This window comes from Alteromonas sp. R7 (assembly GCF_055755235.1).
Genome location: NZ_JBVTQX010000007.1, coordinates 26,210 through 45,542 on the forward strand (window position 1 = coordinate 26,210; position 19,333 = coordinate 45,542).

15 protein-coding genes are annotated in these 19,333 nt (G+C 45.3%); 1 reads left to right on the plus strand and 14 read right to left on the minus strand.

Features of this window, described 5'->3' with window-relative positions:
* Positions 1 to 245 precede the first annotated feature (245 nt).
* On the plus strand, positions 246 to 917 hold the full coding sequence (locus AC0J2X_RS12450) for a haloacid dehalogenase type II (RefSeq protein ID WP_472996063.1): 672 nt from the start codon (positions 246 to 248) through the stop codon (positions 915 to 917).
* Positions 918 to 1,050: 133 nt separating this feature from the next.
* On the opposite strand, the gene AC0J2X_RS12455 is transcribed toward AC0J2X_RS12450, so the two are convergent.
* The 14 genes from AC0J2X_RS12455 to AC0J2X_RS12520 all read right to left on the minus strand — a co-directional run bounded on the left by AC0J2X_RS12455 (position 1,051) and on the right by AC0J2X_RS12520 (position 19,299).
* Positions 1,051 to 1,311, minus strand: coding sequence for a hypothetical protein (locus tag AC0J2X_RS12455; protein ID WP_014947949.1), 261 nt, complete (start codon positions 1,309 to 1,311; stop codon positions 1,051 to 1,053).
* A gap of 431 nt (positions 1,312 to 1,742) precedes the next feature.
* Positions 1,743 to 2,789, minus strand: coding sequence for a protein-glutamate methylesterase/protein-glutamine glutaminase (locus tag AC0J2X_RS12460; RefSeq protein WP_014947948.1), 1,047 nt, complete (start codon positions 2,787 to 2,789; stop codon positions 1,743 to 1,745).
* A gap of 2 nt (positions 2,790 to 2,791) precedes the next feature.
* Positions 2,792 to 3,409 carry a chemoreceptor glutamine deamidase CheD gene (gene cheD / locus AC0J2X_RS12465; RefSeq protein WP_014947947.1) on the minus strand — a complete coding sequence of 206 codons (618 nt, stop codon included), beginning with the start codon at positions 3,407 to 3,409 and terminating at the stop codon, positions 2,792 to 2,794.
* A gap of 8 nt (positions 3,410 to 3,417) precedes the next feature.
* Positions 3,418 to 4,251 (minus strand): CheR family methyltransferase, encoded by an 834-nt coding sequence (locus AC0J2X_RS12470; RefSeq protein ID WP_061439173.1) that lies wholly within the window; start codon positions 4,249 to 4,251, stop codon positions 3,418 to 3,420.
* Positions 4,251 to 7,160, minus strand: a complete 2,910-nt coding sequence (locus AC0J2X_RS12475) for a methyl-accepting chemotaxis protein (protein ID WP_472996114.1) — start codon at positions 7,158 to 7,160, stop codon at positions 4,251 to 4,253. Before AC0J2X_RS12475 ends, AC0J2X_RS12470 begins: the two co-directional genes overlap by 1 nt.
* 103 nt (positions 7,161 to 7,263) lie before the next feature.
* Positions 7,264 to 9,570, minus strand: a complete 2,307-nt coding sequence (locus AC0J2X_RS12480; RefSeq protein WP_069943587.1) for a methyl-accepting chemotaxis protein — start codon at positions 9,568 to 9,570, stop codon at positions 7,264 to 7,266.
* Between the two features lie 4 nt (positions 9,571 to 9,574).
* Positions 9,575 to 10,078, minus strand: coding sequence for a chemotaxis protein CheW (locus AC0J2X_RS12485; RefSeq protein ID WP_014947943.1), 504 nt, complete (start codon positions 10,076 to 10,078; stop codon positions 9,575 to 9,577).
* Positions 10,075 to 12,018, minus strand: coding sequence for a chemotaxis protein CheA (locus tag AC0J2X_RS12490; protein WP_472996066.1), 1,944 nt, complete (start codon positions 12,016 to 12,018; stop codon positions 10,075 to 10,077). The genes AC0J2X_RS12485 and AC0J2X_RS12490 overlap by 4 nt, the downstream gene beginning before the upstream one ends.
* Positions 12,019 to 12,054: 36 nt before the next feature.
* Complete coding sequence (locus tag AC0J2X_RS12495) at positions 12,055 to 12,420, minus strand: response regulator (RefSeq protein WP_014947941.1); 366 nt, start codon at positions 12,418 to 12,420, stop codon at positions 12,055 to 12,057.
* A gap of 66 nt (positions 12,421 to 12,486) precedes the next feature.
* Positions 12,487 to 13,698, minus strand: coding sequence for a methyl-accepting chemotaxis protein (locus AC0J2X_RS12500; RefSeq protein ID WP_069943585.1), 1,212 nt, complete (start codon positions 13,696 to 13,698; stop codon positions 12,487 to 12,489).
* 201 nt (positions 13,699 to 13,899) lie between these two features.
* Positions 13,900 to 14,946: a protein-glutamate methylesterase/protein-glutamine glutaminase gene (locus AC0J2X_RS12505; protein WP_069943584.1), complete on the minus strand. Its 1,047-nt coding sequence runs from the start codon at positions 14,944 to 14,946 to the stop codon at positions 13,900 to 13,902.
* Positions 14,921 to 15,550: a chemoreceptor glutamine deamidase CheD gene (cheD, locus tag AC0J2X_RS12510; protein ID WP_014947938.1), complete on the minus strand. Its 630-nt coding sequence runs from the start codon at positions 15,548 to 15,550 to the stop codon at positions 14,921 to 14,923. Before cheD (AC0J2X_RS12510) ends, AC0J2X_RS12505 begins: the two co-directional genes overlap by 26 nt.
* Before the next feature lie 14 nt (positions 15,551 to 15,564).
* Positions 15,565 to 16,395 (minus strand): CheR family methyltransferase, encoded by an 831-nt coding sequence (locus AC0J2X_RS12515; RefSeq protein WP_472996067.1) that lies wholly within the window; start codon positions 16,393 to 16,395, stop codon positions 15,565 to 15,567.
* 3 nt (positions 16,396 to 16,398) lie between these two features.
* The gene (locus AC0J2X_RS12520; RefSeq protein WP_069943582.1) at positions 16,399 to 19,299 is read right to left on the minus strand and encodes a methyl-accepting chemotaxis protein; all 2,901 of its coding nucleotides are present in this window, start codon (positions 19,297 to 19,299) and stop codon (positions 16,399 to 16,401) included.
* Positions 19,300 to 19,333 lie beyond the last annotated feature (34 nt).

The window sequence follows — 19,333 nt, forward strand, 5'->3', positions numbered from 1 at the left end:
CTTAGTGCCGGCTTTTTGTTGTTCGTTTCTCTCAATATATTTCGTTCAGGGTTTATGACGCTATTGCAGCCTTTTCTTGCACCCCTTTCTTGTTAGATTCTTCTTACATCCTGTCAGCGTTAATTCATCGACATTGGTCGTAATGTGCTTTAGCAAAACCAATTCTGTTTTACAGTGGTATAAGCAACGAACAAGCTAAAAACGAAACGTACCGTTTACTATCATCAACTATAGGAGGGTGAATCGTGACGCCAAAGGTTATTTTCTTCGATATTAATGAAACACTACTAGACATGCAGGCCATAAAAACAGGCTTAGCGTCGGTGCTAAACGGCGATGAGACACTGGTAGACTTATGGTTTGCTAACTTATTGCATCACAGTTTAGTGGATGTTGCGTCTGGACAGTTTCACGATTTCATTGATATTGGAGCCGCAGCGCTTACCATGGTAGCTCACAGTAAGGATATCTCTGTTGATGAGGCTACCGCAAAAGATATCATCAAAAAGCATATTACCCGATTGCCAGCGCACGACGATGTTGTTCCTACATTAAAGGCGCTTCAAAGTGCTGGTGTAACCTTGGTCGCCCTTTCAAACTCATCTAAAGCCGGACTAGACGCACAGCTTGAGTTTGCCAATATTAAGCCCTATTTTTCCCATGTATTAAGTGTGGAAAGTGTACGTACCTACAAACCACATGCTGCGGTTTATCACTGGGCCTGTCAGCAGGCTAACGTAAAGAACGAAGATGCCATGATGGTGGCGGCTCATGGTTGGGATGTAAGTGGTGCTAAGGCGACAGGTATGCAAACCGCATTCGTAGAACGCTCGGGGAAAATGATGTACCCGTTAGGTCTTGCTCCCGATCACAGCATTGCTTCGCTTACTGCGCTTATCGAAATGATAAGTTCGTAACGTGTTCTGTGTGAGGGCACAACGACCTCACTGTGCCTGACCGCTATAAATCTAGCGTAGTTGCAAAATAGTTAGGCGCAAACAAAAAAGTCTTACCGAAGTAAGACTTTTTTCAAATCGAAATACAAAACAATTAAACTTTTGCTAGCTCGGGCTGGTTTGGCTTAAAACCTTGTGTGCTGCAAGAATTGCGTTTCGTTTCTAGTGCGCTTAATTGACGCTTAAGCCATGACTTCTGAATACCTGACTTAGCTGCGTCCATTTCAGTGCTTACGCGAGTGATTTCTTTTCCGACGTTCACGCATGCTTTCTTATTCGGTTCAAAGCCGCCATTAGCCAAAACAGAAGAAGAAAACATTAAAGCTGATACTGCTATAAGCGTTTGCTGTTTCATAAGAGTCCCCAACTACTCGTTATAATCCCGGGTTAGTGTCATACCGTAAGAATGAGCATATATTTGCTCTCAAATCTGTAAGGAATATAGCAGGCCTTTTATTCTAGTTAGGTACTACAAAACATACGCAGTAATAAAACTTTGCCTACCTTGTTCTTGCTAACGCACATAAGCCATTGTCTTTTATATTATTATGTCGACAATGATTTACCTTACCATTCCACTTACGTATCGATTTTTATATTTTTACGCACTAAATAGTGAGCCTATCCATAGTATCGGCTACAGCAACAGCATTCTGCAGCAGCATTACTCACTATTAAGCGTTGCTATTAAAACACCTTAGCTTTTCTGGAACAAGAAAAGTTATAACAATCCTTTTACAGGTTTTAGGACAGAAATTGCATTCTGTAAGTATTTACTCACTATACTTACAAGCGACTACCTGCCGAGAGCTTTTCTACGGTTTGCATAACACTTCTGCCCATATCATCTAGGCTTATTACGCGCTTAGCGGCGCCCTTTTCTATGGCTACTTTGGGCATACCAAAAACTATACAACTAGCTTCGTCCTGACAAAATGTTTCGCAGCCCGCGTTAAACATTTCGTGAAGGCCGCTTGCGCCGTCGCTACCCATGCCCGTAAGTAAAACGCCTAACGCATTGCTACCAGCACTTTTACAGATAGAATTAAATAACACGTCCACCGAGGGCTTGTGACCCGATACGCGCGCGCCATCGGTCAATCTAATCCGGTAATCAGCCCCGCTTCTTTCAATTTCCATGTGTTTATCGCCAGGTGCAAGGTAGGCTTGGCCTGGTAGTAAACGTTCTCCGCCTTTCGCTTCTTTGACCTGCATTTGGCACACGGCATCTAGTCGTTTAGCGTAAGTCGAAGTAAACCCTGCTGGCATGTGTTGTGTGATCACGGTGGCAGGAGCGTTCGCCGGAAAGGTACGTAACACCTCTTTTATGGCTTCTGTCCCTCCGGTCGAGGCACCAATTGCAATGATTTTCTCAGTGCCCGAATAATTGACTTTGCTCACGGTAGACACTTTCGAAGGCGCTGATTTTTTTACTTTAGAGCGCGCAGCCGTACGTATTTTCTCAACAATCAACTGGTGATAGTCTGCCATGCCTTGCGCCACACCTATTTTGGGCTTTGCAACAAAGTCGATAGCTCCTAACTCCAAGGACCTCAGCGTGGCATCAGCGCCTTTTTCGGTTAGCGTAGAAATCATGACTACGGGCGTTGGCCTCGCATTCATCAGTACTTCTAGAAAGCGTAATCCGTCCACTTTAGGCATTTCTATATCAAGCGTAATAACATCTGGCGACTTTTCTAGAACCAGCTTTTTTGCCACGAAAGCATCGGGAGCAGCACCCACTAATGCCATGTCTGGCTCACTTTTTATAATTTCACTTAGAATTTGCCGGATCAGTGCCGAGTCATCTACCACCAAAACTTTTATCGTCATTGTTAGTCCTCGAAGATATCTACGCTACCAGTAGGTGCACGTCTAGACAGTTCCCACCGATGCTGACTTTCTCTTTCAATAATAGTGGCGTTATTAAGCTCGTGAATTCGCTTCATAAAGACATTGCCGTTGCTTGGAAAAAAGTAAACCTTGCGCGCGTAAACATCACATAAGTCACTGGCCAATATCGGTATGCCTTCCGTGCTTAAAAAGTCTGTTACGAATTCTGCGTTGAACTTCCCCACATCGTGCTGCACGAAGGACGGCACCACTTTTCCACCACCAAACACTTTTGCTTTTATTCGGGCTTTATTGGCACCGGCTTTCACTAAGTCGTTGATAAGAATTTCCATGGCATGCACGCCGTATTTGGCAGCCATACCTTGTGTTTTTTCGAACTCACTGGCAGTTTTATTTACTGTAGGCAACATAAAGTGATTCATGCCGCCAATGCCCGTTTCAGGGTCGTATAAACATGCCGCCACACAAGACCCCAATACCGTTACCAGCATTTTATCTTGTGTTGTTACGAAGTATTGTCCAGGTAATAGCTTTACTGCGTCGATAGAAAAACGTTTGTCGTAATAGCTAATAGGTACTTCGAAATTACAAGATTCCACACGTGCTCCTAATGAACCGGGCGATATATAGTTTTACCTACCGGTCTCACAAGATTAGTACACATATTGAAGTTTTCAGAATGCCCTGCCATATAAAGTCCTGCAGGCTTTAACATACCCACCATTCTTTGTAACACGTTTAATTGCGTGGGCTTGTCGAAGTAAATCATTACGTTTCGACAAAAAATGATATCGAGTGGACCTTTTACATCCCACTTTGCATCGGTAAGATTGAGTTTTTTGAACTGCACCATGTGTCTTAACTCATCCACTACTTTCACTTTTCCCTCGTTTGCACCTTTACCTTTATGGAAGAATTGTTTTTGTCTTTGGATGGGTATTTTCGCGATAGATGCTAAAGGATAAATACCCGCTTTGGCTTTTTGCAGTACCTTACTGTCTATGTCTGATGCAATGATTTTCACAGGCGTTTTGAAGCTTCCAAACGCCTCTGCGACGACCATGGCAATAGAGTAAGGCTCTTCTCCGGTTGAGCTGGCAGCACACCAGATAGTGGTTACTTCTGGATGTTGTTTTAAGTGCTCGGCCAGTGCAGTGAAGTGGTGTGGCTCGCGAAAAAACGACGTAAGATTGGTCGTCAATGCATTGATAAACTGCTCTAGCTCAGGTTCAGACTTATCAACTACGCCTAGATAATCGTTAAAGCTTGTGAGCTGAAGGGCTCTGATACGCCGAGCCAATCTGCTGTATACCATCGCTTCTTTAGCGTCTGACAACTTTATACCTGCTTTTTTGAAAAGCATGTTTTGCACTTTGTGGAAGTCCGCCTTTTCAAAGGCGAACTCCCGAGTGCTATCGCGTGATGAAAGAACCGTTGTCATTAGAACGACTCCCACTCGGCTTCATCAGGCAGTGCGGGTTTCAGTGCTTGTGCTTGAGGCGCGTTGTTAATCACTGAGGCTACACGTGGCTGCTTGAAGTCGGTGTGAGAGAGCGCAGCGATGTGCTTTTGCTCCATTGACAAGCCCTTTCCAACTTCAAATACCGATACCCGTTCATTAAGTTGCAACGACTGCTGCTTCAAACTGTCCGCGGCGGCGGCAGCCTCTTCTACCAGTGCTGCATTTTGTTGGGTCATTTCATCCATTTGAATGACCGCTTTGCTCACCTCTTCAATACCCGCCGCTTGCTCGGCAGACGCAGCGGCAATTTCAGACATAATGTCGTTTACGCGCTTAATGGAAGTTACTACCTCAGCCATGGTGTCACCCGATTTCACAACCAGCTCGTTACCGCTGGCTATTTTGGTTACAGAGTCAGAAATCAGTTCTTTGATGTCTTTCGCTGCTTCGGCTGAGCGCTGAGCTAAGTTTCTTACCTCTGAAGCAACTACCGCAAAGCCTCGCCCCTGTTCGCCCGCGCGAGCAGCTTCCACGGCTGCGTTTAAAGCAAGAATATTAGTTTGAAAAGCGATGCCGTCTATAACACCAATAATGTCAGAGATCTCTTGTGCCGAGTCGTTGATTTGGGTCATGGTTTTCACCACTTCACCTATAACCTGCCCCCCTTCTGAAGCAATTCTACTCGCCTGTGCGGCTAGGCCATTCGCTTGCTCTGCATTCTCTGCGTTGAGTTTTACGGTTCCCGTTAGCTCTTCCATACTCGATGCAGTTTCTTCCAGACTGGATGCCTGCTGCTCAGTGCGGCTTGATAAGTCAGCATTGCCCGTTGCAATCTCACCCGACGCCACATTAATGGTTTCTACTGCTTCGTTAATACTTGTGATGGTGCCTCGCATTTCGTTGATGAACTGATTAATGGCCTCGCCCAACACAGCAAAGTCACCGTCTAAAGCATGTTCAATGTTGACCGTTAAGTCGCCCTCAGTCAGCTTGGTCATTACGTGTTTAATTTCATCAACAGCTTGGGTTCTACCCGTAATATCGGTAGCAAACTTAACTACACGGAAAGGCTTACCGTTGTGGTCTAAAATAGGGTTGTACGTGGCTTGAATAAATATCTCTTTGCCGTTTTTACCCAATCGACGATATTCGCCTGAAGAAAAAGTGCCGCTGCGTAGCGCATCCCAAAACGCCGCATATTCAGGGCTAGCTCGGTGAGCAGGGTCGACGAACATGCTGTGATGCTTACCTTTGATTTCATCTAAGGTGTAGCCCACCGTAGTTAGAAAGTTTTCATTGGCATGCTGAATAATGCCATCCATATTAAACTCTATGACGGCCTGAGACTTTCCTATTGCAGCTAACTGCCCTTCAAAGTAGGCATTTTTCACTTTCTGTTCGGTGATATTACTGGCGTACTTCACCACTTTAACCACATTCCCACTCATGTCTAAGATAGGATTGTAGGTCGCTTGAATCCAAATATCTGAGCCGTCTTTCGCAATTCTGTGAAATTCACCCGAGTAAAATTGGCCTTCTGCCAGTTTTTTCCAAAACGATTGGTATTGTTCAGATTCTCGCTCTTGTTTAGTCACAAAAATGCGGTGGTGTTTGCCTTCAATTTCATCTAGGGAATAGCCAACCGTTGCCAGAAAGTTATCGTTGGCGACGAGAATATTGCCTTTTGTATCAAACTCGATCACCGCTTGTGATTTACTTATTGCGTCTATTTGCCCTGTGTTAAACGCGTTTTGTAGCTTTTGTTCAGTCACATCAGACGCATATTTCACCACTTTTATTGGCTGGCCGAACTCGTCAAAAATAGGGTTATAAGACGCTTGGATCCAAAGCTCACTGCCATCTTTTTTTACCCGTTTGAATTCGCCTGACTTAAACTCACCTTTCTTTAAGTCACGCCAGAACGCTGCATACTCAGGGCTCATTTTATAGTTGGGTTCAACAAACATACTATGATGCTGACCTTTGATTTCGTTCAGCTCATATCCCGTTGTTGCGCAGAAGTTTGCGTTGGCGTTTTGAATAACGCCTTCAAGGTCGAACTCAATTACAGCAAGGGACTTGTCAATGGCATTTATTTGGCCTTCGTAGTCTGCATTTTTGCGTTTTTGCTCCGTTACATCGGTAGCAAATTTTACTACCCGAACAATATTTCCGAGCTTGTCATAGATAGGGTTGTAAGAGGCTTGAATCCATACTTTGTCGCCGTTTTTCGCTACGCGGCAATATTCACCGCTGCTGTGCTCACCGTTTCGCAGCGATTCCCAGAATGATTTATATTCTTCAGACACGCCGTAGTCTGGCAATACAAAAAGGCGATGATGCTTACCAACAATGTCTTCTTTCGAATAGCCTGTAACCTTCAAAAAGTTTTCATTGGCGTCTTCTACTATTCCCTCCGGCGTAAAGGAAATAATGGCTTGGCAACGATCTAACCCTGCCAATAAACCGGTTTTATATTGCAGCTCCTGATCATTAAGCCATTCCACCATGGTGCCGAGCTTGTCGCCTTCAACACTTTTGATGGTAGATAACTTAAGGGTAAAGAGTAAGTCGCCCACAGGCAGTAAAAAGGTATCGCTGCTATCACAGCTTTTGTAACGCAAATTCAGGTCGCTATTGTTGGCGAAAAACGCGGCCATAGTAGAGCCCGTCAGGCCTTGAAAATTAATGCCTGGTAAAGCACGCTCGAACTGCGTTTGATGCTCGTTGGCTAAAGCATAAAATGCTTTGTTGGCGAAGGTGATCGTTCCCTCGGCATCGACCAACATCAAACATGCGGTACTTTCGCTTAGCGCTTGCTCTTGAAAGCGTGAAAGACTTTGTGCCGCTACTAACTCTTCATTATGAAATATATTAAATACGCCCATTATTCCATCCACCTGATTTGCGACGCTCTGTTCTAAAAGCGTCAAACTAAATGCCGTGTAATAAAAAAGGCGAATTCCTTTTCAAGAATTCGCCTTCGCTTTTTTAGAACGACTCCCAATCGTCACTGCTTGGTACTTTTGGAGCCAGTTTCTTTTGCGTTTTAATTGCTGTAACCGGTGCAACGTGTTTATTCTTGTTTACTGATGCAACCTTTATTGGCTTTTCTTCACTGACCGTCGCTTTATCACCAATGTTAAATGCTGATACGCGTTCAGATAAACTTCCCGCTTGCTGCTGCAAACTTTCTGCGGCAGCCGCAGCCTCTTCCACCAGCGCTGCATTTTGTTGTGTCATTTCATCCATTTGCACAACGGCTTTACTTACCTCTTCAATTCCAGAAGCTTGCTCAGAACTCGCCGCTGCAATTTCCGACATAATATCGTTAACTCGCTTAATGGAAGTCACCACTTCTTCCATGGTGTCGCCTGACTGATTGACGAGTTTGTTACCGCCATCAATCTTGCTTACCGAGTCTGATATAAGCTCTTTGATTTCTTTTGCTGCTTCGGCAGAACGCTGAGCCAGGCTTCGTACCTCTGACGCAACTACCGCAAAGCCACGGCCCTGCTCACCTGCTCGTGCAGCTTCTACGGCAGCGTTTAATGCCAGAATATTAGTTTGGAATGCGATGCCGTCGATTACGCCGATGATGTCTGAAATTTCCTGCGCAGACTCGTTGATAGACGACATGGTGTCCACAACCTGACGGATTAGCTCACCGCCCCGCGACGCGATTTCACAGCTCTGAGACGCTAAGCTATTGGCTTGTTCCGCATTTTCAGCGTTGAGCTTGACGGTACCGGTAAGCTCTTCCATGCTCGACGCCGTTTCTTCAAGACTAGACGCCTGCTGTTCGGTACGACTTGATAGGTCTGAATTCCCCGTGGCAATTTCAGACGAGGCCGTATTGATTGTCTCTACTGCTTGGTAAATTGAACCGATAGTGCCAGACATTTCACTAACGAATTGATTGATAGCATCGCCTAGTACTTGGAATTCACCCTCGAACTGTTCATCAAGCTCTGCCGTTAAATCACCGCCAGATAAGCGGGTCATAACATCACTGATAGAACCGATAATGCGACGCATATCGTCGATAAAGCGGTTGATTGACGTGCCAAGCTCTTTAAATTCACCCTCGAACTCATGCTCAATGCGGCAATCTAAATTACCCTGAACCAATTCATTCATGGCGGTTTTGATATCGCTAATGGCCTGTTTTCTACCAGTAATATCAATGGCATATTTGACCACACGGTGAGGTCTACCGTTTTGATCCAAAATAGGGTTATAAGACGCTTGGATCCAAACTTCTTTCCCGCCTTTACCCACGCGCTTAAATTCGTCAGTGAACTGTACGCCTTGGCGCAGCTGTTCCCAAAACTGACTGTACTCAACACTGCGCTTATACTCATCTTCCACAAACATACTGTGATGCTTGCCTTTAATTTCATCCAGGCTGTAGCCAACCGTGTTTGTGAAATTCTCGTTGGCGTTTAAAATTTTGCCCTCAAGGTCAAATTCAATAACGGCCTGCGCTTTGTTTATTGCGTCTATTTGTCCTTCAAAATATGCATTGCGTAACTTAGATGCAGTGATGTCGGTGGCAAACTTCACTACGCGAATAACCTTACCTTCGCCATCGAAAACCGGGTTGTAGGTGGCTTGGATCCAAATCTCTGTCCCCATTTTGTCGAAGCGACAAAACTCGCCGTTTTGTGGCTTGCCCTCTTTGAGGTCGCGCCAGAATTGGGCGTACTCTTCTGAGCGAATGTATTGAGCGTCACAAAACATTTTGTGATGGTTGCCAACAATTTCATTGAGGCTGTAGCCAAGCGCATTAAGAAAATTGTCGTTCGCATTTTGGATAACACCATCGGCGTTAAACTCGATAACAGCCTGGGCATTATTCAATACGTTTAGCATCGTGCTTTTAATGAGTAATTCTGACTGATCAACCCATTCAACCATGGTGCCTATATTGTTATTCTCTTGGTCAAAAAACGGCGTAAGGGTGAGTTTGAAGTTCAAGTCGCCAATGCTAATCGTAGAAGTCATTGTCGATTTCAATTCAGCAAGGATATTGCGCTGATGCGAAGGATTGCGATGAAACTGGTCGATGTTTTGACCTTCCAAGTTGTCAGCAGAAAAACTGGGGAGGACAGCCTGAAGTTTCTTCTCATTTTCTTTGAGCAGCGACTTTACAGACTGATTAGCATAGATAATATTTCTGTCTGCATCGGCCATCATGATGCAACAGGTTGTAGCATCAAGTGCCTGTTTGTTTCTTAATGCTTGGTTAACGTCCGTTGCTTTTGTGAAGTCTTCTAACCACGTCATAATTCCCATTTTCTCAGCCCTCAACCACTTGTGCTTTTGTTTCAACTAAACCCAATTCGTTACTTGTAATTAAGCTTTCAATATTGACTAAAATAACCATGTGCTCATCGACATCGGCCAGTCCGTGAAGGTACTTGCTATCGAACGCCACACCGAACTCTGGTGGCGGCAGCATGTCTTCTTCGGAAAGGCGAATGACGTCAGACACGCCGTCTACCACAATGCCAACGATCCGCTCGTGAACGTTAAGCATAATGACGATAGTAAAATCGTTATAAGTGGCTTCACCTACGTTGAACTTAATGCGTAAGTCGACGATAGGTACAATGTCGCCACGAAGGTTTATCACGCCTTTAATGAAGTTTGGCGCATTGGCAATTTTGGTAACCTGTTCGTAACCACGAATTTCCTTCACGGTTGTGATATCAAGGGCATAGTGCTCCTCGCCCAAGACAAAACTTAAGAATTCGTTCTCTTTCGATGCGCTAACGGCTTGTTGTAAGGCTGCTTCGCTCATAGTGAAACCTCTTCATTTGGAACATTTGTACAGTTAGTAGCCACCGAGTCTGCATCCAAAATCATGGCTACCTTGCCATCCCCCATAATGGTTGCACCTGCGATCCCTGCTACTTTTTTGTAATGTTGCTCAAGGCTCTTAATTACGACTTGTTGTTGACCCACAAGCGAATCCACCAGCACGCCATAGCGCTTCTTACTGCTTTCTAGTAGCACGACGATGCCTTTGGTTGGCTCAGTGATGCCGTCGTCTACCTGCATAAGTTGAGTAAGTGACACCAGCGGCCAGTACTGGTCTCTAATCCACAGTACTTTGTCATTGCCAAGGGTTTTCACTTGAGATGATGTGGGTTGAAATGATTCGATAACGTTAAGTAGTGGGATAACGAAAATTTGATCGCCAACCGATACACACATGCCGTCTACGATAGCGAGCGTGAGTGGTAAGTGGATATAAAACGCAGAGCCCTCACCCTGCGATGATTCAATTTCAATACGCCCGCCAATAGACTCGATGTTTCTGCGAACCACATCCATGCCTACACCTCTGCCCGACACATCAGTAACTTCTGCAGCAGTCGAAAAGCCCGCTTGAAATATAAGCTGCCAAATTTCACTGTCTGGCATATCTGGCGTAACCGTAAGACCGTTTTGTGTGGCTTTCTCTACAATGCGAGCTTTGTTTAAACCGGCTCCATCGTCGATAATACCAATGATGATACTGCTACCTTTCTGCTCTGCACTTAAGATAACTGTGCCGTTTTCGGCTTTGCCTGCTTCAAGGCGTTTTTCAGGACTTTCTATACCGTGATCGATACTGTTCCTTACTAAATGCGTAAGCGGGTCGACCAGTTTTTCGATTAGGCTCTTATCTATTTCGGTGTTACCACCTTGAATCACCAAATCCACTTTTTTGCCTAGCTTCGAAGACAAATCACGTACCACACGAGGGAAGCGATTAAACGTCATGTTTACCGGCAACATGCGCATAGACATGACTGATTCTTGAATTTCACGGGTATTGCGCTGCAACTCGTCTATAGCAAGCTGTAGGCGCTCTCCGACTTGCCCTTCAACTTCCTGCCCCACGTTTGAAAGCATGGATTGAGTAATCACGAGTTCGCCGACCAGATTAACCATCGCATCGATTTTGGTGGTATCGACACGAATTGATGCTGCCTCTTTCGTCGCTGCTTTTGGCTTGGTTTTAACGGGCTTCACAATAGGTTGTTTTGGTGTAACTTGTTGCGAAGAAGATTCAGTAGCGTCTGTTTTTACAGGAAGGGTGTCGGGTTCGAAAAAGCCAAAGCCCTCATCAGCTATGCCGACCTTGGTATTCGCTTCACCTTTAGCCTGCGTCTCTTCTGATGCTGCTTCATCTTCGAAAAGTCCGAAGCCTTCAATGCCATCTGAGATATTTTGACTTTGAGAACTTTCTAAATTGGTTTCTTGAGATTCAGTCTCGTCTTCATCAATCTCGTTGTCTGTATTAGCTTCACCTTGAGCAGTTTGATCACATGTTTCTTCTGCGTTTTGTGGCATTTGTCCTGACGCACTTGCGAGGGTATCTTCAAGGACTTTTATGCTTGCATCAATTTGTTCTTGGGGAAGATCTGTTTGTTCTTTATATGCCGATAAGGTGTCTTTCAATACATCAAGGGTTTGCAAAAATATGTCGACGATGTCTGCCGTAACCTGAATTTCCTGGTTTCGGGCTTTGTCGAGTAAATTCTCCATTACGTGAGTCAGATTCATTAGTGCATCGAACCCGAAAATCCCACTGCCGCCTTTGATAGAGTGCGCCGCTCTAAAGATACTGTTCAGCTCTTCGGGGTCGGGCGCATCCACATCCAAGGCCATGAGCAACTGCTCCATATCTTGGAGATGCTCATCACTCTCGTCAAAAAACACACCGTGAAATTGGTTTACATCAATGGTCATGACTGACTCCCATTTACCCTATTCAAACCGACTCTGTTAACCTAGAACGCGCTTCATCACATCAAGTAGCTTATTGGGGTCGAAAGGTTTCACCATCCATCCGGTTGCTCCCGCGGCTTTGCCTTTTGCTTTCATGTCATCACCGGCTTCAGTGGTCAACATGACAATTGGCGTCGACTTGAAGTTCGCTAAACCTCTGAGCGATTTGATAAGCGTTAATCCGTCCATGCGAGGCATGTTTTGATCGGTAAGCACGAAGTCGAAACGCGCGCCTTGGCATTTGTCCAACGCATCTTGGCCGTCTTGTGCAGTAGTAACGTTGTAGTTCGCTGACTTAAGGGTCATTTCTACCATCTGGCGGATGGACACAGAGTCGTCCACAATCAGTATGCTTTTACTCATAACTCAATCACCTATAAAAATGTCAGGGTTAATCACACATCGTTGTGTAACTATTTATTTTTGCTGTTAAAAAAGTTCTACGTCACCTGCGTCCATTGACGTTGACGAAACAGGGTTGTGATCTGCTTGCCCTTTTTCCGTCAACGAAATCTGGTAGTTAGCTAGGTTGTCTTTCACTTTTGTCGCAGACTCAGGGCTTAGTTCTGAAAGCTGCAACACAATGAAATCAATAATCTCGCGGGTGTAGGTAAGGTTTTGACCGTTTATATCGCCAAATTGTAAGCCGCGAATAGCGGCAGCAGTTGAGTCTGCAAGTTGTTGGCGAATAGCTTCAAGCTCACTTGCGCCCTGTATGTCGGCTTCGGCTTTTTTGATAATGCCTTTTAGCTGCTCGCTAATGGCGTCTTTCGCGTTGACCACGTGAGAAATGTCCTGAGAAGCAACCACTTCTGCAGTTTCCGTTAGTTTATCGATGAGCGATTTGATGTTTTCTATTTGCGTTTTTATAACGTCGCTAAACTGTGTAGAGCGGGTAGATAGCGCACGGACCTCATCGGCAACAACTGCAAAACCGCGTCCAGCTTCACCTGCTCGCGCTGCTTCAATGGCAGCGTTTAACGCCAAAAGATTGGTCTGAGAAGAAATATCATCAATACCACTTAACGCCTCAATGACAGTAGGCATGGCCTGCTGAATGGTTTGTACTTGGGTTTCTAACGCCCTTGTAGACTCGGTCATTTCAGTTGTTGAGGCGATGAATTGCGTTAGTGTGATGTCAGTATCAGAAGCAAATGTCCGCATTTTATCGGCATAGGCACAGTCGCTGTCGTCATCATCTGTCAGCAGACTATTGATGCTAGTTTCTTGTTGGCCTAGAAGGGTTTGTAGCGAAATAAACGAGTCGCTTAATGTAGCAACCGCGTCATTTTGTGTTGAGAATATGTCGGCCAGGTTTGATGAGGTGATCGTCAATATGCTGCTTGCTTCAGATACAGCAACACCCATAGAGTCATTGGCTAACGAGTTTGTGTTTGAATATGAAAAATCTTGTGATGGCCTGCTTGTGCTATTGGCTGCAGAGTCCTGATTACCCCCTGTCACTTTAAGAAGTACGAAAAGCAAAAATAAAACGCAAACAGAGCTGATAGCAAGCCCCAAGTGCGCTATCGAGGTGAAAGCCAGACTCCAACTCGCCAACATCATAAGAAACGCGATAATAAACGCGTTGCTCTTATTAGAGAAAAAGTTATCCAGATAATTTGCTGCAATGGCGACCACAATCCCACCTCAATTGTTACTACCGCGTTAACGGATGTACAAAACACAATCAAATTATGGTCAAGTTTCCAGCTTCAACAATTATACTTTTGAATATTTTTGTTAACTTATTACTTTGGTGACATTTGTGACACCCAATCATCAGCATTGCGCTAGACTAAAAAGCTTCAATAGTTCAGCACTGTGGGCATTGCATTAAGATTAAAGGCGCGAGCCCGCGCCCAATGCTTCAAGCGTATCTAGAATTGCATCTGAGATATCTTCTAACGGCTTGATAAAACTCGCGGCTTTCATTTCTACAGCCACTTTAGGCATACCGTAAACAACGCAGGTTTTTTCATCCTGACAAAACGTAACAGAGCCTTTTGTGTGCATACTTTTAAGGCCTTTTGCTCCATCCCGTCCCATGCCTGTAAGCAGCACACCCACCGCGTTTGCGCCAGCATGCTCAGCCAGCGAGTCAAACATCACATCAACGGAGGGCTTGTGTCCCGATACCTTGGGGCCATCATCAAGGGTTAAACGATAGTCAGCGCCGCTACGCTCTACTTTTAAATGTTTATTACCTGGTGCCAAGTACGCAAATCCAGGCAATAAACGCTCCCCTCCGTGCGCTTCTCTCACGGTTATTTCACAAAGGCTATCGAGCCGCTTGGCGTAGGTGGTTGTGAACCCTAGAGGCATGTGTTGGGAAATAATGGTGGCCGGTGCATTGCGGGGAAAATGCATAATAACGTCTTTTATTGCTTCAGTTCCCCCAGTTGATGCGCCTATACCAATTAACTTTTCGGTTCCTGTGTAGCGCATAGAAGCATGTTTTGTGCAGCGTGTTTGCGTTGGTTGGCCTAACCTCGAATGCGCTGCTGCTTTTATCTTTTCAACAATAACCGCCGCGTATTCAGCCATACCTTGCGCTACGCCGAGCTTTGGCTTTGCCATAAAATCCACAGCGCCTAGTTCGAGCGCACGCAGTGTTGCGTCGGCACCTCTTTCAGTCAGCGTAGATATCATCACAACTGGGGTCGGCATCGCCTTCATCATTACTTCTAAAAAACGTAACCCGTCTACCTTCGGCATTTCAATGTCCAGAGTAATAACGTCTGGCCTGAACTCTTGCACCATTCGCTTCGCCGCATAAGCATCCGGCGCGGCACCCACAAGCGTTAAACCTGGATCACGGGTTACTATTTCTGAAAGAATTTGGCGGATTAACGCAGAGTCATCAACTACGAGGACTTTTATAGGCATGTGACTGTTCCGAAAATGAAATTACACCCGTCTTAGCTTGTTCAGAAAGTAGAACCCGGTGGGTAGATTCGCGCTCGTAGAGGGTAGCATTGTTAAACTCGCGAATACGCTTCATATAAACATTACCGTCGGCAGGAAAGTAATAAATTTTGCGAGCATAAGTGGACATTAAATCACTACTTATTAACGGTATGTTCGCGTCATCCAAATACTCCAAGACAAATTCAGCGTTTACTCGTCCAATGTCTTGCTGCACAAACCCAGGAAGCACCTTTCCTCCTCCGAATGCTTTAGCCATCAACTTATTTCGCCGTGCGCCAAGGTGTACAAGCTGATCGATTAACATGTTCATGGCGTGTACACCGTACTTTGTGGCTAGGCAGGCGTCGAGATTGGTGGTGAAGTTGAGGTCCGGCAACATAAAGTGATTCATACCGCCAATCTTCTTTTCTTGATCGAAAATACACGCTGCTACGCAAGAACCAAGAATGGTTACCAGCGCTTTGTCTGAAGCAGTGGCATAATACTGACCCGGCAAAAGTTTAACGGCTTCTTTTTGAAGGCGGTTATCAAAGTATCGAATGGGATTTTCGTCCTGACTCATACTGCAAATTCCTTTTAAACGACTGGCCGATAAATGGTTTTCCCCATGGGAGCGACCAGTTCAGGATACATCGTGAAGTTCTCAGAGTGCCCTGCGACATACATCCCGTCATTGCACATCATTTTAACCATTCGCGCTAAAATTTTGCGCTGCGTGGGTCGATCGAAATAAATCATGACGTTACGGCAAAAAATCACGTCCACTGGCGAATCTACACACCAGTTTGGCGACATCAAATTTAGTGGTTCGAACTGCACCATTTTTCTCAGCTCATCCACTACTCTTACTCTTCCGGTTTGTGCGCCTTTTCCCCTATAGAAAAATTGCGTTTTATAATCGTAAGACAGCTGGCTGATACTGTTTTGGGCATACACTCCTTCCCGAGCCTTTTGCAGTACTTTACTGTCGATATCAGTGGCAAGTATTTGTACATTGGGAGTAAAGGTGCCAAACACCGACGCCACTGTCATTGCAATACTATAAGGCTCTTCGCCAGTGCTGCTTGCGGCACACCAAATACGCTTGGTTTGAGGTCGCTTTGTCAGGTAATTGGCGAGTGCGTCAAAGTGATGTGGCTCTCTGAAAAATGCCGTGAGGTTAGTAGTGAGCGCATTAATGAAGTGTTCCATTTCATCTTTACAGCTTCCTACATACGCTAAGTACTCTTTAAAGCTGTGTATCTCTAGTGCACGCAGCCGCCTGGCAAGGCGGCTGTATACCATCGCATCTTTTGAATCAGCTAAGTTAATTCCGGCTTGTTTAAACAGCAAGCCTTTAACCCGTTCAAAATCTCTTCGGCTATATGGAAATTCCCTTTGCGCATCCGTGCTTTGTAGAGCGGTCATACACTAAAACGCCTCCCAATCTGACGCATCTGGTGCCGCTGGATTCAGCGCTTTCATTCGCTGCTTGGGCACTTCACGCTCTTTAGGTAATGCTTTGCTGCCGTTTAGCGACTGAAGGTCAGCATTCTGAGTGGGCTTGCGACTACTTCCCACTTTGAACACAGACACCCGTTGGGCTAGTTCACCCGATTGCTGTCTCATACTGTCTGCAGCCGCTGCTGCTTGTTCAACTAACGCAGCATTTTGCTGAGTCATTTCGTCCATTTGAACCACCGCATTGCTCACTTCCTGTATTCCGGTGGCTTGCTCAGACGATGCCGCTGCAATTTCAGACATAATGTCGTTAACGCGTTTAATTGCAGTGACGATGTTGGCCATGGTTTCCCCAGACTTATTCACCAACACGTTGCCATCACCAATTTTATCGACCGACGCAGAAATTAGCGCCTTTATGTCTTTTGCCGCCTCGGCAGAGCGCTGCGCTAGCGTTCTCACCTCAGAGGCAACAACGGCAAACCCGCGACCTTGCTCGCCCGCTCTTGCAGCTTCAACTGCTGCGTTCAGTGCAAGTATGTTAGTTTGGAAAGCAATGCCATCAATAACACCGATGATGTCAGATATACGCTGAGCAGAGTCGTTAATTTCACCCATGGTATGCACCACTTGTTCAATGACCTTTCCGCCCTCTGACGCTACTTCTGATGCCTGGCTTGCCAAGCCTTTTGCTTGATCGGCATTCTCTGCATTTAGCTTCACTGTGCCCGTTAACTCTTCCATGGCTGACGCTGTTTCTTCTAAGCTTGACGCTTGCTGTTCGGTACGACTAGACAAATCGGCGTTGCCGGTGGCGATTTCATTTGAAGCCGTATCGATGGTTTCCACAGCGGTGTGAATTTTCACTATGGTGTCGCGCAGTTCACCAATAAAGTGATTAATAGATTCGCCAAGCACCTTGAAGTCACCTTCTAATGGCTCTTCTATCGTTTTCAGTAAATCACCGTCTGTCAGACTTGCCATAATAGACTTAATACTTTCTACCGCTAAGGTTCTTCCTGTCACGTCCGTGGCATATTTCACGACTCTAAACGGTGTGCCGTTTTGGTCTAGGATTGGGTTGTAAGAGGCTTGAATGTAAACTGGTTTTCCTGACTTGTTGAAACGCTTGTATTCTCCGCTAGCATAAACGCCTTGGCGCAATTGCTCCCAGAATGCTGCGTATTCAGGACTGTTTTTGAAAGCAGGGTCCACAAAAATACTGTGATGCTTTCCTTTCACTTCATCTAGGGTATATCCCATCGCGGCTAAGAAGTTGCTGTTTGCGTTTAAAATTACCCCCTCAAGGTCAAACTCAATGACGGCCTGTGACTTACTAATGGCATTTAATTGGCCTTCAAAGTAGGCGTTTTTCAACTTCTCTTCGGTAATGTTAGTCGCGTATTTGACCACCCTAAACGGGTTGCCATTCATGTCTTCTATAGGGTTGTAAGAAGCTTGGATCCAAACGGCTTTTCCTGCTTTGCTTACGCGCTTAAATTCTCCTGAGAAGAAATTACCTTCTTTAAGTTCAGACCAAAAACGCTGGTACGACTCTGACTGTCTGGTTTCTTCATCCACAAATAGTTGGTGATGTTTACCTTTGATTTCGTCTAGTCGGTAGCCCATGGTGTTGAGGAAGTTGTCGTTAGCAGTAATGATAGTGCCGTCGACATCAAACTCGATCACAGCCTGAGATTTACTGATAGCGTTAATTTGTCCTTCGAAATACGCATTTTTTAACTTGTCTTGCGTTACATCGGTGGCAAATTTAACGACTTTAAATGGCTTACCCGAGCTGTCGAAAATGGGGTTGTACGATGCGCGGATCCATATTTCCCTGCCACCTTTTGCAATGCGTTTATATTCACCCTCACTGTGCTCTCCGGCTTTTAAGCTTTGCCAAAAAGCAGCATATTCAGCGCTTAACTTATAGCTTGGGTCAACAAACATGCTGTGATGCTGCCCTTTAATTTCAGACAGGCTGTAACCCATTGCGGCGAGGAAGTTTTCGTTGGCGTTAAGAATATTACCTTCTAGATCGAACTCAATAACGGCCTGTGATTTATTAATGGCCGTAATCTGCCCTTCGTAATCGGCATTTCTTTGTTTTTGCGCTGTAATATCAGAGGCAAACTTGATGATGTAATCTACGTCACCGCTGTCATCAAATACTGGATTGTAGGTCGCTTGGATCCACACCTCTTCGCCTTGCTTGTTTATTCTGCAAAACTCACCGCTGTGTACGTCGCCGCTTTTTAGTTTTTTCCAAAACTGCTGATATTCATCGCTTTGAGCGTAATCACTGTCGACAAAAATGCGATGGTGCTTTCCCACCACCTCACTTTCGCTATAACCCATTGCGGATAAAAAGTTATCGTTGGCCGACAAGATTTCGCCATCTGTCGTAAACGATATCACCGCCTGGCTTCGCATAATGGCATCGACCATACCTTTGTTGCGTTTATTTTCAGTGTTGTCCTGCCACTCGGTGACATAAAGCTGAGTGCCATTCTCGTCTATCGTTATTGTAGATGCACTTACACAAAAGCCATGCTCAGCAAGAGAGACGAGGTGCTTATCGCCGGAAGTATGGGTAAGTAAATAGGACAGGTTTTCTGAAGCGCTTGCCCCATTCGCAATGTCGTCTATGTGCTTTCCTGATAGTGAAGACTCACCATCGTTGACAGTAAAGTCCTTAGAGTAGGCCCTTGTCATTCGCAGGAATGCGGGAGTGTGGTAGTGAATAACTCCCGACTTGTCGATGACCAACAAGTTTGAGGCACTGGCCTTTAGGATATTCGACTTCAATAGCGAGTCGTGCTTCGCTATTTTTAACTCTTCGCCGTTCAGAAAATTAAATACGCCCATAACTAATATTTCCCAATGTCAGGTGTTTCCGTTT

Excerpts from the sequence above, each read along its gene's own strand:
- AC0J2X_RS12455 (WP_014947949.1), bottom strand. The coding sequence starts at position 1,311 with ATGAAACAGCAAACGCTTATAGCAGTATCAGCTTTAATGTTTTCTTCT.
- AC0J2X_RS12460 (WP_014947948.1), bottom strand. The coding sequence starts at position 2,789 with ATGACGATAAAAGTTTTGGTGGTAGATGACTCGGCACTGATCCGGCAA.
- AC0J2X_RS12470 (WP_061439173.1), bottom strand. The coding sequence starts at position 4,251 with ATGACAACGGTTCTTTCATCACGCGATAGCACTCGGGAGTTCGCCTTT.
- AC0J2X_RS12475 (WP_472996114.1), bottom strand. The coding sequence starts at position 7,160 with ATGGGCGTATTTAATATATTTCATAATGAAGAGTTAGTAGCGGCACAA.
- AC0J2X_RS12480 (WP_069943587.1), bottom strand. The coding sequence starts at position 9,570 with ATGGGAATTATGACGTGGTTAGAAGACTTCACAAAAGCAACGGACGTT.
- AC0J2X_RS12485 (WP_014947943.1), bottom strand. The coding sequence starts at position 10,078 with ATGAGCGAAGCAGCCTTACAACAAGCCGTTAGCGCATCGAAAGAGAAC.
- AC0J2X_RS12490 (WP_472996066.1), bottom strand. The coding sequence starts at position 12,018 with ATGACCATTGATGTAAACCAATTTCACGGTGTGTTTTTTGACGAGAGT.
- AC0J2X_RS12495 (WP_014947941.1), bottom strand. The coding sequence starts at position 12,420 with ATGAGTAAAAGCATACTGATTGTGGACGACTCTGTGTCCATCCGCCAG.
- AC0J2X_RS12505 (WP_069943584.1), bottom strand. The coding sequence starts at position 14,946 with ATGCCTATAAAAGTCCTCGTAGTTGATGACTCTGCGTTAATCCGCCAA.
- cheD (WP_014947938.1), bottom strand. The coding sequence starts at position 15,550 with ATGAGTCAGGACGAAAATCCCATTCGATACTTTGATAACCGCCTTCAA.
- AC0J2X_RS12515 (WP_472996067.1), bottom strand. The coding sequence starts at position 16,395 with ATGACCGCTCTACAAAGCACGGATGCGCAAAGGGAATTTCCATATAGC.
- AC0J2X_RS12520 (WP_069943582.1), bottom strand. The coding sequence starts at position 19,299 with ATGGGCGTATTTAATTTTCTGAACGGCGAAGAGTTAAAAATAGCGAAG.